Annotated in this window: 17 protein-coding genes and 1 tRNA gene; 6 read left to right on the top strand and 12 right to left on the bottom strand. The window is 58.1% G+C overall.

Features of this window, described 5'->3' with window-relative positions; translation table 11 throughout:
- Positions 1-3: 3 nt before the first annotated feature.
- Positions 4-609 (top strand): cysteine hydrolase, encoded by a 606-nt coding sequence (locus M5B43_RS09195; protein WP_248749798.1) that lies wholly within the window; start codon positions 4-6, stop codon positions 607-609.
- 62 nt (positions 610-671) lie between these two features.
- Here M5B43_RS09195 and M5B43_RS09190 read toward each other — a convergent pair whose 3' ends face one another.
- From M5B43_RS09190 to M5B43_RS09175, 4 genes are all read right to left on the bottom strand, one after another.
- On the bottom strand, positions 672-1,373 hold the full coding sequence (locus M5B43_RS09190) for a 2OG-Fe(II) oxygenase (protein WP_248749797.1): 702 nt from the start codon (positions 1,371-1,373) through the stop codon (positions 672-674).
- Positions 1,370-1,639 (bottom strand): Ada metal-binding domain-containing protein, encoded by a 270-nt coding sequence (locus M5B43_RS09185; RefSeq protein WP_248749796.1) that lies wholly within the window; start codon positions 1,637-1,639, stop codon positions 1,370-1,372. The genes M5B43_RS09190 and M5B43_RS09185 overlap by 4 nt, the downstream gene beginning before the upstream one ends.
- On the bottom strand, positions 1,632-2,264 hold the full coding sequence (locus M5B43_RS09180) for a 2OG-Fe(II) oxygenase (protein WP_248749795.1): 633 nt from the start codon (positions 2,262-2,264) through the stop codon (positions 1,632-1,634). Before M5B43_RS09180 ends, M5B43_RS09185 begins: the two co-directional genes overlap by 8 nt.
- A 159-nt stretch (positions 2,265-2,423) precedes the next feature.
- Positions 2,424-2,780 carry a hypothetical protein gene (locus M5B43_RS09175; protein WP_248749794.1) on the bottom strand — a complete coding sequence of 119 codons (357 nt, stop codon included), beginning with the start codon at positions 2,778-2,780 and terminating at the stop codon, positions 2,424-2,426.
- Between the two features lie 363 nt (positions 2,781-3,143).
- On the opposite strand from M5B43_RS09175, the gene M5B43_RS09170 reads away from it, so the two are divergent.
- Positions 3,144-4,862, top strand: coding sequence for a hydrogenase maturation protein (locus tag M5B43_RS09170; RefSeq protein WP_248749793.1), 1,719 nt, complete (start codon positions 3,144-3,146; stop codon positions 4,860-4,862).
- Between the two features lie 119 nt (positions 4,863-4,981).
- The gene (locus M5B43_RS09165; RefSeq protein ID WP_248749792.1) at positions 4,982-5,617 is read left to right on the top strand and encodes a LysE family translocator; all 636 of its coding nucleotides are present in this window, start codon (positions 4,982-4,984) and stop codon (positions 5,615-5,617) included.
- 31 nt (positions 5,618-5,648) lie between these two features.
- Here M5B43_RS09165 and M5B43_RS09160 read toward each other — a convergent pair whose 3' ends face one another.
- Positions 5,649-6,833 (bottom strand): MFS transporter, encoded by a 1,185-nt coding sequence (locus tag M5B43_RS09160; protein ID WP_248749791.1) that lies wholly within the window; start codon positions 6,831-6,833, stop codon positions 5,649-5,651.
- A 94-nt stretch (positions 6,834-6,927) separates the two neighbouring features.
- Between M5B43_RS09160 and M5B43_RS09155 the strand changes: the two genes are divergently transcribed.
- Complete coding sequence (locus M5B43_RS09155; protein ID WP_248749790.1) at positions 6,928-7,821, top strand: LysR family transcriptional regulator; 894 nt, start codon at positions 6,928-6,930, stop codon at positions 7,819-7,821.
- Positions 7,822-7,944: 123 nt separating this feature from the next.
- Here the strand turns inward: M5B43_RS09155 and M5B43_RS09150 are convergent, their stop codons facing one another.
- Together M5B43_RS09150 and M5B43_RS09145 are read right to left on the bottom strand one after the other, a co-directional pair.
- Complete coding sequence (locus tag M5B43_RS09150) at positions 7,945-8,490, bottom strand: hypothetical protein (protein WP_248749789.1); 546 nt, start codon at positions 8,488-8,490, stop codon at positions 7,945-7,947.
- A 205-nt stretch (positions 8,491-8,695) separates the two neighbouring features.
- Positions 8,696-9,235, bottom strand: coding sequence for a hypothetical protein (locus tag M5B43_RS09145; RefSeq protein WP_248749788.1), 540 nt, complete (start codon positions 9,233-9,235; stop codon positions 8,696-8,698).
- 433 nt (positions 9,236-9,668) lie between these two features.
- Here M5B43_RS09145 and M5B43_RS27335 point away from each other — a divergent pair, with 433 nt between their 5' ends.
- Complete coding sequence (locus tag M5B43_RS27335) at positions 9,669-9,851, top strand: hypothetical protein (protein WP_349292364.1); 183 nt, start codon at positions 9,669-9,671, stop codon at positions 9,849-9,851.
- Between the two features lie 265 nt (positions 9,852-10,116).
- On the opposite strand, the gene M5B43_RS09135 is transcribed toward M5B43_RS27335, so the two are convergent.
- From M5B43_RS09135 to M5B43_RS09125, 3 genes are all read right to left on the bottom strand, one after another.
- A complete protein-coding gene (locus M5B43_RS09135; RefSeq protein WP_248749786.1) occupies positions 10,117-10,395 on the bottom strand; it encodes a hypothetical protein in 279 nt (92 codons plus the stop codon).
- Between the two features lie 793 nt (positions 10,396-11,188).
- Positions 11,189-11,275: transfer RNA gene (locus M5B43_RS09130), tRNA-Leu, on the bottom strand.
- A gap of 182 nt (positions 11,276-11,457) precedes the next feature.
- A complete protein-coding gene (locus M5B43_RS09125; RefSeq protein WP_248749785.1) occupies positions 11,458-11,739 on the bottom strand; it encodes a hypothetical protein in 282 nt (93 codons plus the stop codon).
- Positions 11,740-11,921: 182 nt separating this feature from the next.
- Between M5B43_RS09125 and M5B43_RS09120 the strand changes: the two genes are divergently transcribed.
- Positions 11,922-12,380, top strand: coding sequence for a GFA family protein (locus tag M5B43_RS09120; protein ID WP_248749784.1), 459 nt, complete (start codon positions 11,922-11,924; stop codon positions 12,378-12,380).
- A 2-nt stretch (positions 12,381-12,382) separates the two neighbouring features.
- Here the strand turns inward: M5B43_RS09120 and M5B43_RS09115 are convergent, their stop codons facing one another.
- Both M5B43_RS09115 and M5B43_RS09110 read right to left on the bottom strand, forming a co-directional pair.
- Positions 12,383-12,910: a DinB family protein gene (locus M5B43_RS09115; protein WP_248749783.1), complete on the bottom strand. Its 528-nt coding sequence runs from the start codon at positions 12,908-12,910 to the stop codon at positions 12,383-12,385.
- Positions 12,907-13,197 (bottom strand): LysR family transcriptional regulator, encoded by a 291-nt coding sequence (locus tag M5B43_RS09110; RefSeq protein WP_248749782.1) that lies wholly within the window; start codon positions 13,195-13,197, stop codon positions 12,907-12,909. Before M5B43_RS09110 ends, M5B43_RS09115 begins: the two co-directional genes overlap by 4 nt.
- Positions 13,198-13,301 lie beyond the last annotated feature (104 nt).

Below are 13,301 nucleotides of genomic sequence, written 5' to 3'. Positions count from 1 at the left end.
AACATGAACCCGACTAAAACCGCGTTGGTCTTGATTGAATTCCAGAACGACTTCACCACTCCGGGTGGGGTTTTCCATGACGCCGTCAAAGACGTCATGCACAAGTCCGATATGCTGGCGAACACGGCAACCACCGTTGAGCAGGCGCGAAAACTCGGGGTCAAGATCATCCACCTGCCCATCCAGTTTGCCGCCGGCTACCCCGAACTGACGACCCGGTCCTACGGGATTCTCAAAGGTGTTGTAGACGCCGGCGCCTTCCGCGCCGGCAGTTGGGGCGCCGAGATCACCGACGCGCTGCCCCGTGACCCCGCAGACATCGTGGTCGAGGGCAAGCGTGGGCTGGATGCTTTTGCCACCACCGGCCTGGACCTGGTGTTGCGTAACAACGGTATCCAGAACCTGGTGGTCGCCGGGTTCCTGACCAATTGCTGCGTCGAAGGCACCGTACGCTCGGGTTATGAAAAGGGTTATGAGGTGGTCACGTTGACCGATTGCACCGCGACATTCACCGATGAACAACAACACGCCGCCGAAAATTTCACCCTGCCGATGTTCTCGCAGCCTCTGCAACATACCCAGTTTTTGCAGGCACTGAGCGCCAAATAATCAAACGGGCGACTCATCGATGAGTCGCCCGTTTTCAGTGTTCAGCCTCCCGGTGTTGGCACTCATTTGGCGTCGTGAAAAATGATGCCAAGCGTTCTGCGTTCACCATGGTGAAGGCGGCTTACCCCGTGGCGCACACTCACCCGGCAGAAGCCGCGAGCGGAGCGTGCAGGTCGGCTGTTGACGGCAAAAATCAACGCCTGGCCTTGCCCCAGGGGGACGACTTCAGCCCGACCCGGTGTGTTGGAGCCAGTGTGGGTGAGCACGAACTCGCCACCTTCGAAGTCCCTGCCTGGTTGGTCTAGAAGGATCACGACCTGGAACGGAAACACCTGTTCGCCGTACAGGTCCTGATGCAGGCAGGTGTAGTCATCTTTCCGGTAGCGCAGCATCAGCGGCGTGGGGCGACATTGGCCCGCCTGGTGACAGAGTGCTTTGTATTCGCCATGGGTGGCGGGGAATCGTTGGCTCAGCTTCAACGCCGCATGCCAGCGATTTGCAACCGGGGCAAGGTGCCCGTACAAGCGCGTGCGAAGGTCTTCGACGAGTTCCGGCAACGGATAGCGAAAGTATTGATATTCGCCCCGGCCGAACGCGTAGCGCTCCATGATGATGCGACTGCGAAAATGAGTGCCATCCGGGTAAAGCGCGGCCAGCTGCTGGCACGTTTGCCGGTTCAGTAAGGGCGGGAGCAGGGCAAAGCCATCGTTCATCAACGCGGCTTCGATCACGGGCCAGTCAAGGTGCTCAAGGTGGGTGTTCATTGTGCCTCCTGAAGTGCCCATCGGCGATATTCGTTGGGCATACAGACTGCGCAGGGGCGATACCCAGCCGCCACAGCGCTGGTTTCGTCGCGGAAAAATACACGCTCCTGCACATAGCCGCCGCGTGCGATCGCCTGCAGCGCAGCGCGGCAATCGAGCTTTCCATAGCGTTTGCCGCGACGATGCCCTCCCAGTGTTCCAGGCTGGGTGCTGGGATAGACGGCTCCATCGCTGCCGATCAGCCGCCACCTACGCTGTTCAGTCATGGTGTGCCTGCGGACCGTAGTGAAAACTCAACGAAAACCCCAGTCGCTCACCGCTCCTGACTCGGCTGATGGCACGCTTTATGTTGACCCGGTAATAGCCTTTGCTGCCTTTGAAAGGGCGGTGAGCGGTGGCGGTGATGGCGATATCACCAGGACGCAATGGCACCACCATCGGGCGCGATTGCATCCTGGGGCGTTGCTCGGTGAGGACGAATTCTCCGCCGGTGAAGTCTCGCCCTGGCGAGGACAGCACGGCCTGCAACTGAAACGGAAAAACGTATTGACCTTCGGCATCCTGTGTCAGCGCGAGGTATTGCTCCTCACGTAAGCACGTCAGCCGGGAAAGCTCTTGCTGCTGTCCTGCGGCCAAGCATTGCACTTGAAAGTCGGCGAGTTGCCGAGGGTACCGGTAGGCCAGTTGAAGGCTCTCGTTCCACTGGTTCGACACCTGTGCCAAGCGCGGATAAAAGCCCTCTTTAAGGCGGCTGAGTGTGTCATTCCAACCGTGTTTCAGTGGCTCAAAGGGGTCGATAAAACCCGCAAGCACGGCAAAACCTTCCTGGTCGAGTTGCAGGCGGATGTTTGGCCAATCGAGGTCTTCGATGGCGGTGGCGAAGCTGTTCATGGCTGGCTCATTCAATCAGGCGATGGGTCGCGTTCGAGCCAGTTTAGGACGCCGTCCACGCGCAAAAAACTCTGGTTCTTGCGATGGAATTCATTGCTCTGGGCCTACTTACAAGCCCCCAGACACGGGACTTGTAAGCTTTCAGCGCAAGCCGGGCGACTACGCTTTGGTGTTGATGAGCTCACCGGTGATTTGCCCGCTGCCATTGACCACGGCGGCAGTGGGTGCAACGGTGGAATGATGTTGATGCTGCTGGACTAACCGTTGGGCCTGACGATCGCCATGGCCCGCTTCTTGAGCGGTTTGCGCGGCAGTTTCAGTTGCCTCTTTCAATGCCGCAGCTACCGCGCTGGCGGCTGAGGGGGTGGCCGAGGTTGAGGGAGAGGAGGGTGCAGGCGTGGAGGCGGTTGCGTTGGTGGCTTGATCTCCTTTTGCCGTCGCTGCGGGTGGGGTTTGGGCCGGGCTCTGCCGGTTGATGATCACGGGGTTCAACGCGCCTACTGCATTGACGGACATAGATGGCTCCTGGTTGGTTATTGTGATTCGAAAGCCTCATCAGACCCTGGGGTAACGTTCTGCAACCGACCCGCACTGATATGAATGGGGCTTCGTCGCTCAGGCTAAGCGGGTTACGGTAGTGGCTTTGTGAGATCAATGTGAAAACGGTGTGAGACCGTGTGTTTTCTGCCAGCAGCGTGCGCTGTTTCAATGCCTGGTGACCTAAGGAGACTATCCGGAACGAATAAACAGTTGGCTGCCTTGATATTGATCTCGGTCAGGTGGCCTCCCTGGCACCCCCTCTACCCTTGGGGCTCCATCAAAGGCCAGGGAAGGCTCAATGAGCGCCTTCGGCCGCGCATTCTCAAGGAAGAGTCAGCCATGCGGTCATTGAAGATCCTATTGTTGTCATCGGCGTTTAACGGTTTGACCCAACGGGCTTGGCTGGATTTGCGCCAGTCGGGTTACGAACCCAGCGTAGTGCTGTTCACGGATGACGCTGCGGTGTGTCGGCAGATCGAGGAATCGGCAGCCGATCTGGTGATTTGCCCGTTTCTCAAGGACCGAGTGCCACACCCGCTCTGGAGCAACCCGGATCGCCCGGTGGTGATCATTCATCCGGGGATCGTCGGCGACCGGGGTGCCAGTGCACTGGACTGGGCCATCACCCGGCAGGTCAGCCGTTGGGGCGTCACGGCTCTGCAGGCGGTCGAGGAAATGGACGCCGGGCCGATCTGGTCGACCTTTGAATTCGATATGCCACCCGAGGTGCGTAAGTCCGAGTTGTACAACGGTGCGGTGAGTGATGCAGCGATTTATTGCATCCGTGATGTGGTGGAAAAGTTCGCCAGCGGTTTCGTCCCCACGCCGCTCGATTATGCGCAACCCCACGTCATCGGGCGTTTGCAGCCGAACATGAAGCAGATTGACCGCACTTTCAGTTGGCACGATTGCGCACGCTTCATCAAACGCAGCATCGACGCGGCGGACGGTCAGCCTGGCGTGTTGGCGAGCATCAAGGGTGAGCAGTACTACCTGTACGACGCACATCTGGACTCCCGCCACGGCTTACCCGGAGACATTCTCGCGGTGCAGGACGATGCCGTACTGGTCGCGGCCGGCGATCAGAGCGTGTGGGTCGGCTCGCTCAAGCGCAAGGCCCAGCCCGGCGAGGAGACCTTCAAGCTGCCGGCCCGTCATGTATTGGCCGGGCGCCTGGCTGACGTCCCCGTGCTGGACGGCTCGATTGCCAACCAAGCGTTCAATGAGCTGGCCTATCAACCGATTCGTTATCGAGAGTCCGGTCACGTGGGTGAACTGACCTTCGAGTTCTACAACGGCGCCATGAGCACCGAGCAATGCCAGCGGCTGGTCGCCGCGCTGCGCTGGGCCAAGGCTAGGGACACCCAGGTGCTATTGATCAAGGGCGGGCGCGGGAGTTTCTCCAACGGCGTGCACCTCAATGTGATTCAGGCTGCACCCGAACCGGGGCTGGAAGCCTGGGCGAATATTCAGGCCATTGACGATGTCTGTGAGGAACTGCTGACGGCCCGGCAACTGGTGGTCAGCGGCCTGACAGGCAGCGCGGGCGCCGGCGGCGTGATGCTGGCGCTGGCGGCCGACATCGTCTTTGCCCGGGCGGGCGTGGTACTGAACCCGCATTACAAAACCATGGGCTTGTATGGCTCCGAATATTGGACCTACAGCCTGCCTCGCGCAGTCGGCAGTGAAGTCGCACACACGCTTACCGAAGAGTGCTTGCCGATCAGCACGGTCCAGGCCCGGCAATGGGGAATGATCCAGGACATCGGCCCACGCTGCCCAAGTGCGTTCGGCCCCTGGCTGCTGCAGGCCGCCAAGAGCGCGTTGACCGATGAACAATACGCTTTGCTGCGTGCGCGCAAAACCAATATGGACCTTGAACAGGTAGACGGCTGCCGTAAGAAAGAGCTGGCGCAGATGCAGTTGGACATGGTGCACAACCGCCAACAGTTCGCCGAGAAGTGCCGTCATTTCGTGTACAAACGCAAAACCTGCCAGACCCCGCAGCGCTTGATCGCGCCTTGGGCGTTGACGCCTCAGCGCGCGCTGGTCGACTGATCGGTATTGGCGGGGCGCGTTGCTCAAAAAGCTCGGCCCTGGTGTCGGGCTTTTTGCGGGTGCTCGCTCAGTGCTACAGTCCCGTCACACCAAGGCGTCTTCTTTGCTGGGGGCTTCAAATGTCGTTTGATTGGCACCACCTGTTGCTCGTATTCACCGCCTATATCGTGGGAGCGGCGAGCCCTGGCCCTAGCAATATGCGCATCATGGGCGTCGCCATGCACCAGGGCAGGCAAGCGGCACTGTTGCTGGCGGCAGGCGTTATCAGTGGTTCGTTTTTTTGGGGGGCGATGGCGGCTACAGGTGTCTCGGCCATCCTGGCACAGTACGGGCAAGCGCTGAGTGTCTTGAAGGTGGTCGGGGGGCTCTACTTGCTATTCCTGGCGATCAAGGCGGGTCGGTCCGCGCTGACCGGCGATGAACATTTGAAGCGCGCGGTAGTGGCTACGGCGGGTGTTTGCGGCTTTAGTCTCTACCAGCGCGGCTTGCTCATGCATCTGACAAACCCCAAGGCGCTGCTGGGTTGGGTGGCGACCATGACGCTCGGGCTGGGCCCGGGGGCCACGCCCACCACGGTCGCAATTATCCTGGCTGGATGCGCGGTGTTGAGTGTCAGTATCTTCTGTGGCTATGCAATCGTCTTTTCCACCGAACCGATGATCAGAGCCTATGGCAAGGGGCGCCGATATATCGAAGGCACCTTGGCCACAGTGTTTGGGGCTGCCGGGATAAAGCTGTTGGTTTCCCGCACCTGACGCGCTGTTGAACCCGCGCGTCATGAGGTCCTCATGCTTGCGCCGCTTCCCCGCCGGATCGCGAAAGCACACGTCGCGAGCGCCAGCTCAGACCCAGCACCATCAGCAAACCCAGGCCGGCCATGATGGCGCCTGTCAGCGCAATGGCCGGGTAGCCCAGCCCTGCGTTGATGACGGCGCCACCGAGCGCCGCGCCAATGGCATTACCGAAATTGAACGCGCCTATGTTCATCGCAGAGGCCAGGTTAGGTGCGTCTTTAGCGGCGTCCATCACACGCATCTGCAACGGTGGCACCAACGCAAAGCTGGCGAAGCCCCACAGTAGAATCGACAGGGCGGCGGGAAGCGGCCATTGCATGAGGACAGAGAAGGCCAGCAGCACGGCAATCAGCACCACAAGCGAGGTGATTAACGTGCGGTCCACCGAGCGGTCTGCAGACCTGCCGCCCCAGACGTTGCCAAGGGTCAAGCCGATCCCGAACAGCACGAGCATCCCAGTGACGAAGTTGGTCGACGCATGAGTGACATCCCGAAGAATCGGCGCGATGTAGGTAAATACCGTGAACATGGCACTCGACCCCACGACGGTCAGCGCGAGCGCCGCCAGTACCGGCCCGCGGCCCAGTACGCGAATCTCGGCCATCAGGTTTCCGCCTTCAGGGGCCGGTGTCTTCGGCAGCGCCCACCACAACGCCGCCATCACGATCGCGCCCAGCCCGCTGATGCCCCAGAAGGCGGTACGCCAACCAAAGTGTTCGCCAAACCAGGTGGCCAGGGGCACGCCACCAATGGTCGCCAGGGTCAGCCCTAGAAACATCGCGGCGACGGCTCCCGCACGCTTGTCCGGCGCGACGACACTCGCGGCCACGATGGCGCCAATACCGAAGAACGCACCGTGGTTCAGCGATGTCACCAGCCTGGCGATCATTAAGGTCTGGTAGTGGGTGGCCAACGCCGAGAGCAGATTACCCAGGGTGAAGATGGCCATCAGCCCGATTAGCAGGTGACGGCGTGGAACCCTGGCAGTAGCGAGGGTCATGATCGGCGCGCCGATCAGTACGCCCATCGCATAGGCACTCACTAACAGCCCCGCGGCTGGAATGGATACGCCCAGATCAGTGGCAATGGCGGGCAACATGCCCATGGGTGCAAATTCTGTGACCCCGATGCCGAAGGCGCCGACGGACAGTGCTACGAGCGGTGGATTGATGCGCATGGATGACTCCTTATCTGTGTGCCAAATGCTACAATCGAGCCTTTTCAAGCAGTAGTCCCAGCCAGGGATCTTCAGCTTTGCATAGGGTGCACAAATGGATGTAGGCGGGCGGTCGGGAGAGATGGAAGTGTTTGCCATGGTCGCGGAGCAGGGCAGCTTGTCGGGCGCTGCTCGAGTCCTGGGGCTTACGCCGTCGTCCATCAGCCGGATCATCACCCGTATCGAGCGGCGAATTGGCACCCGGCTGCTCCTTCGCACCACCCGGGCGATAACCTTCACCGCCGAAGGCGAAGCGTACTTGCGCGGTGCACGGCGGATCCTTGCGGATATGGCGGAGGTCGAGGATGCGATCACCGACCAGGGTGCGCCACGTGGGCGACTGAGGGTCAGTGCCGCACTGGCACATGGGCGGCTGTCGATCGTGCCGCTGGTTGCCGCGTTCAGCGCACGTTATCCCGCCATCGTGGTTGATTTGCTGCTGGGGGATGAAGTGGTGGATATCCTGGGTGGGCAAGCGGACGTTGCGATTCGTTTTGGCCTGTTGGCCGACAGCCCCTTGACCGCTCGCAACATTGGCACCACTGGGCAGGTCATCGTCGCCTCACCGGACTACCTCGCTCGCCATGGCGCGCCACTTGTGCCGCACGATTTACTCAATCACAACTGCCTGCGTTTCAACTTCCGCCGGGCCGCTCCCGATTGGCCCTTTCGCATGGACGGGCGCGATTTCTCGCTGAAAGTCGCCGGTACAATCGAGGGCAACAGTGGAGAGGCGCTGTCTCAGTTGGCCAAGCTCGGTGCGGGAGTCGCACGCATTGGGGCGTTCAGCGTGGCAGACGAGCTGAAAAGCGGCCATTTGGTGCCCCTGCTTGAAGCTTATAACCCGGGCGACCAGGAGCCGATTCACGCGGTGTTCGTCGGCGGCACGGCGATGCCTGCGCGGGTGAGGGCATTTGTCGACTTTCTGGTGGAGCACCATCACGCATGAGGGCGAGCCAGGCGGTGGAGGGCTGAGCTCGTGAGCAGGCGTTTTCCGAGCAGCAGGTCAAATAGCAAGCCGAAAACTTGGCACCGCAGAAACGTGCGCCTTTCATCATTGCCCTTCAAGGGCTTAATCTGGTTTGCACTGATGGGCGATGGCCTTGAGCATGCGCTGGCGTATTAACCCGCTGACCGGCCTGATCAAGCACCAGTAAAATCTGAAGCGAGTGAGTGCGTGCTTATCAAGGCAATGGACGCGGGTTTCAGTTGTGATTTTCGTGATACCAGGTCTCACCAACTGACAGGTGAATCCAATAACGAGCTTCACGCAGCCATGGGAATTGAAGTTCTTGAACGCTTCAGAATCGGCTATGACGGCTTGGCCGTAATTGGCTTTCCACAGCTTGCCGGCTAATCCATAAGCCACCTCCACATCCCCCTTGCGTTCAAGCATAGTGAAGTTATCCATCCCAAAGGAGGGAAGCCTATGTGACTGATGCCCGCGCATAAGACGCATAGGGAGTTCGCGAAGGGCGATAGCGAATCGGAAAAATGCAACATCTTCGGGGCGGTGTACCGCCACTGCAGCCATCGCGTTTTCTGGAGTGGTCGCGACCTCAATGGAATGTGTTTCGCTGAATTCATAGGCGGGTAAGTACGCCTCAATAACCCTCATCAATTTGCTCCTTGCACCATTGTCTGTCCGAAGTGCCTGCCAGTTTGCCGATGATCAGCTAAACCGCAGATAGCCATGACCTCCGCTGAACGTCCCGCAGCTTATCACCCCATATTGCACTGTGGGTCATTTGTGCGGGAGTAGTTGCTCGATTTCACTCGCCCGTTGCGTCGGTGCAGGGGGGAGGACATCTGTGTGTCTGTGCTTATTTTTCCTTAAGGCAGTAGGTGGGAGGCTGATCTCGGGGAGTGATTATGTAGGAGGGAAAGTCGGTGATTTTTACCGCCGTGTAGGGCCTCAGATCACTTCCCGCAGGGGGGAGGCTACCGCGCATTTTGTTCGCCACAATGGCATCACTGGCTGGGTTCGCAGGGCTGAATGAGACAGTCAGGCTATCTGGGTCAATATCAACTAATTCACCGTCATCCTCCATGGTTGAGCTTGACCGGTAGTTCACGGTCATTGTGGTGGTTGATGAACCCCGTGGAAGAAACGTTACGCTGACATCGGCACGGCTCAGGTTCCCCGTCCTCTCTTTGATGTGGGCACGAGTTTTCAGCAGCGTCGGCAACAAATTTTTCCCGTTTCCTTCAAGCTGGGTCTCACAGCTAACAACGCTACCCGCAGGGTACGCGGCATTGAGCTTGAGCATGTCTTCCCGCGTTATCGCCTCGACATTCATCGAGCACAACACGGCAATACCGATACCCGTAGGCAGTAGAAACGTGTTGTAGAAGTACTTCATATCCCTGTCCTTCGATATTGATGTGCTGGTGGGACTGACATCCAGAAAAAAGAAATACGCGTCTGTGTCTTTCTGGTTCAGCGCTCGCATTATCGGCGAGCAGTTTACCCGCAGAGCAGCCCTGCCGCTCAATAGAGGGCTCTGATAACGGTGGCGCATTATCTTCACCCTCCCTGCAATTGAGTATTTCCAGTGAAAGGCCTGCCGCTGGTTGCCGATGAGCGCGGGGTGAGTGCTGACGTAATAGAGGCGGGGAAGGGGCGATGTTTATTCGAGGGCGCTGCTGAATCATTGGGTTGATGTGCAGTCAAAAAACTAACCTTCTCAAGCAATAGGACGTTCAAGATGAAACGCGCAGCAGTCACCCTTTTGGCCCTTTCTGGTCTTGTTCTGCTTGGTGGGTGCGTGCCTGTTTGGGACGACGGAGGAAGGTATGGTCATGATCGTTACAGAGGGGATGATCATGGGCGCAGATACGACCAGGGCTACGACAATGATCAAGGCCGAGGCCGAGGGTACGATCGCCGAAACGATGATCATGGCTATGACCGCAATCACGGTCGAGATCGTGATGACCGGGATGACTGATTCCTTTGGTTCTTGTGGCGGCCTATAGCGTTATAGGCTGAGAAATGATTAACGGATTACAAATCAGCCTATGCGCGTTCGATTCCGACCTTGGCCGCCACTCTTAAAAACTCCGTAGATTGACGTCTACGGAGTGTTATTGCCGGAGGGAAACTATAAGCGCACCAAAACGCTAAAGTGGACGTACCAATACTTTCTATTTTGTCGGGTTGGCAATAGCACCGACCCGGACATACATTTTCTTGGCGGTCTCCTGTTTTTGAGTGATCTCGACATGCGTTTGTCGATACATGTTACGTATTGACTGACGTTAGTGGGTTAATAGATTGGCCGTGATCTTTGACACGGTCATCCTCGATAACGATTTTGCTGCTAGAGGAAACGTAGTACTCGTTCGTCTTTGCTAGACCTTGGACGATCATTAAATAGCCTCTTGAATCGCTACGCGACCACGTGTCATTACTGCCTTGCTCTATTGGGAAGAAGTCCTCACTGGGGTTTTTATCAGTATGCCATGCACTTACTGCAACGTTGACAATTCTGCTTGCACCGTTTGTGATTGTGATAGCCATATTTACATTCCTTTGGGGTTGTGAGTTCCATGAGTTGGCTCCCTATTTAGAATAAAGCTGCAGACTTGCCACTGCTACAGAAGATTTGTAGTTAGGTTAACTCGCTGGTTATGTCATATCCACTTGATACTGGAGGCGCTCAATACTCGACGCCAAGGATAATATAATTTATTGCATGGGTATGTTTTCTGTCTGCTTCAGTAGTCAAGCCTACAGATGGGCAAATGCAAGGTGTCATTGCCTTTCTAATACGTCGATTCCGACGAGTGGTTAAATGGGTATTTGGAATAAATGTTATTCACTTGAGCGCTTTCGTATAGGCCCATTACCTGAGTTCCAATCTGGCGTAAAGAAGCGCTCCGACGGCAAGGTGATCTATCTTCTATATCATTCGACAATCTGTTCGCCGTGTCGCTGCCTGCAGAGGTTACCAGAGTGATGACGGATCAACGGCCGGTGGGGAACGCGACGGTGTGCCAGTGCGCCCAAGAACCCCTGCTGGGGCGTGCGACGGGATGATGAGCCAGAGCACTAAGCGGGTTCGGCTATAAATTGTGGTGTGCAAGGCGCCGCGCACGTTCTCAGCGACGTCGGCAGATCCTCGCGACTCCACCCCGTTCGACAATTCCATGATGGAGGCTTCTAGGGCTAGTTGGTTTTCGTAGAGCTTAGAGAGCTGGGACGGGAGGTCGACAGGGCGCCGGGGGAGGGGAATTGCGGAACAGGTTTCAAAATTGCGGAGCAGAAAAGATAAGGGCCTGCTCAGGTTTCCCTGGCAAGCCCTTGATATCTATGGTGCCCGAACCCGGAATCGAACCGGGACGCCCTTACGAGCGGGGGATTTTAAGTCCCATGCGTCTACCAGTTTCGCCATTCGGGCGGTAGCGCGGTGAAGCAGGGTTGGGAATATATAGACCCTGCCGCGCGGATGCAAGGTCGAAGGGTGTCTTTCTTGCACAAAATCCTGGCCGAAAAAGCTTGGTAGATCAGTGATCTACAGGCGTTATCTGACTTGGGAACAAGCTGACCGGCGCTCGCTCCGGGCAGGCGCCGTGTGTGGGCTTATACGAAAGGCTGGCCGCTGAAGCCCCTTGGCAATCGCTGTAAACCCGGCAGGTCGGTCAAGCGTTGCATCCACGCGCTGCGCCAGTCGCTTGCGGTGTGGGTCTTGGCTTTGCGCGCGGAACGGCGGGCGGTGTTGCGCTGGGTGCGGCGTGCTTCTTTGTAGGCATCGGTGTTGCGGCAGGTGCGGCACTTGACTCGATTCAGTTCAGTGCTGGACGGGAGGTTGGTACCGTGGTGGCCGCAGGCCAAATGCCCGGCGACCTTGAAGTGAATGACCATGTAAGCGTCTCCTTCTATGGGGGGCGCGCGCAAACGACAGCGAGTGTCATGCGCGGGCAGGGCGGGGCTATAAACCTCGACCCTTATGGTTACGACCTCACGCGCAGTGCGGCGTTCGCTTTTCCTCCCGGGTGGCTTGACGTTACCCTGTGGCCCCCAAAATCATAAAAAGGAGTGAAATGATGAGCGTCGACAATCTGCCGCTGGAAGGTAGCTGCCGTTGTAGCCGGGTGCGTTTCAGTGTGACTGTGCCACCGGTGATAACCATGGCGTGCCACTGCCGCGGTTGTCAGAAAATGACTGCCAGCGCGTTCTCGCTCAGTGCTTTGATTCCGGCCAGTGGGTTCACCGTGGCCCAGGGTTGCCCTGTCATTGGTGGCCTGCATGGCGTGGACCGCCATTATTGCTGCCCCCACTGCATGAGCTGGCTGTTTACACGCCCCCACGGTATCGACGAGTTCGTCAATGTGCGCGCGACCTTGCTGGATAACGCCCACGACTATGTGCCGTTCATGGAAACCTGGACCTGCGAAAAACTGCCTTGGGCGAGCACGCCAGCGGTCGAAAGCTTTGCACAATTGCCCGAACCGCAAGACTTCCCGCGCTTGATGCAAGCCTACGCAGCGTTCATTGCCCGCTGAGTTCAGTGAATCAATGCCAACAGGTCGGTGTCACCGACATCCGCCCCCACCTGGGTCAGCAGGGTCGTCACTTGGCCTCGGTGGTGGGTCTGGTGGTTGAAGAAATGCACCAGCAAGCTATAGAACGGTTTGTCGTTCGCAACACCCCGCATGTTGTGGTACCGCAGCCGATGGTCGAGGTCCGACTCGTTCAGGCTGTGGGCCCAATCGATAATCAGCTGATCCAGCCAGGCCCGATGGTCCGAGAGTTCACGGAGGTCGCGGAAGGCCAACTGTCTGAGGTCACCGGGTGTGGCAATGGCACTTAGCGGCGCTAATACCGAAAAGCCTGCAGGGTGTTCGGCAAACCGCTTGAGCCAGACCGTGTCGCCCAACGCCAGATGGTTCAGGGTGCCGAGGATCGAACCGAAAAACGCCTGCCGATCCGCCACCAATGCCTCGTTCGTCAGGGTGCCGGCGGCGTCATAGACCTTGCGGTTCATCCACTGGTTGTAGTCAGCCATCAACGCAATGTGCTCAATGCGGTTCACCTGTGTTTCCTCTTGTTGGGGACGCGGGCGGCCATTGCTTCAAACTGGGCAGCGCTTGCCAGTACTGCGCGCGCTTGGACCACTAGCACCCTACCGACCTCCGTGAGCGTGGGGCGATGGCCGCTGCGATCAAACAGCTTCACACCTTGCACTGACTCAAGTGTGGCAATCGACTGGCTGATGGCAGATTGAGCGCGCCGCAAGTGACGTCCTGTGGCCGAGAAGCTGCCTGTATCGGCAATGGTTACCAGGACCCGCAACTGATCCAAGCTGAGATTTCCGATCATGAAGCATCACTTAAGCAGATGGAATTGATCATATTTACATCACTCCTGCTTATGCTTCGGGTTGACTAGAGTGTGTTGTACATCGCCCAAAGCGACAACGCAAA

This window comes from Pseudomonas sp. MWU15-20650, from assembly GCF_023242475.1.
In the GTDB taxonomy this organism is placed as follows: domain Bacteria; phylum Pseudomonadota; class Gammaproteobacteria; order Pseudomonadales; family Pseudomonadaceae; genus Aquipseudomonas.
Note: the sequence above shows the minus strand (reverse complement) of the source record. Positions and strands in the feature narration are given on the sequence as shown.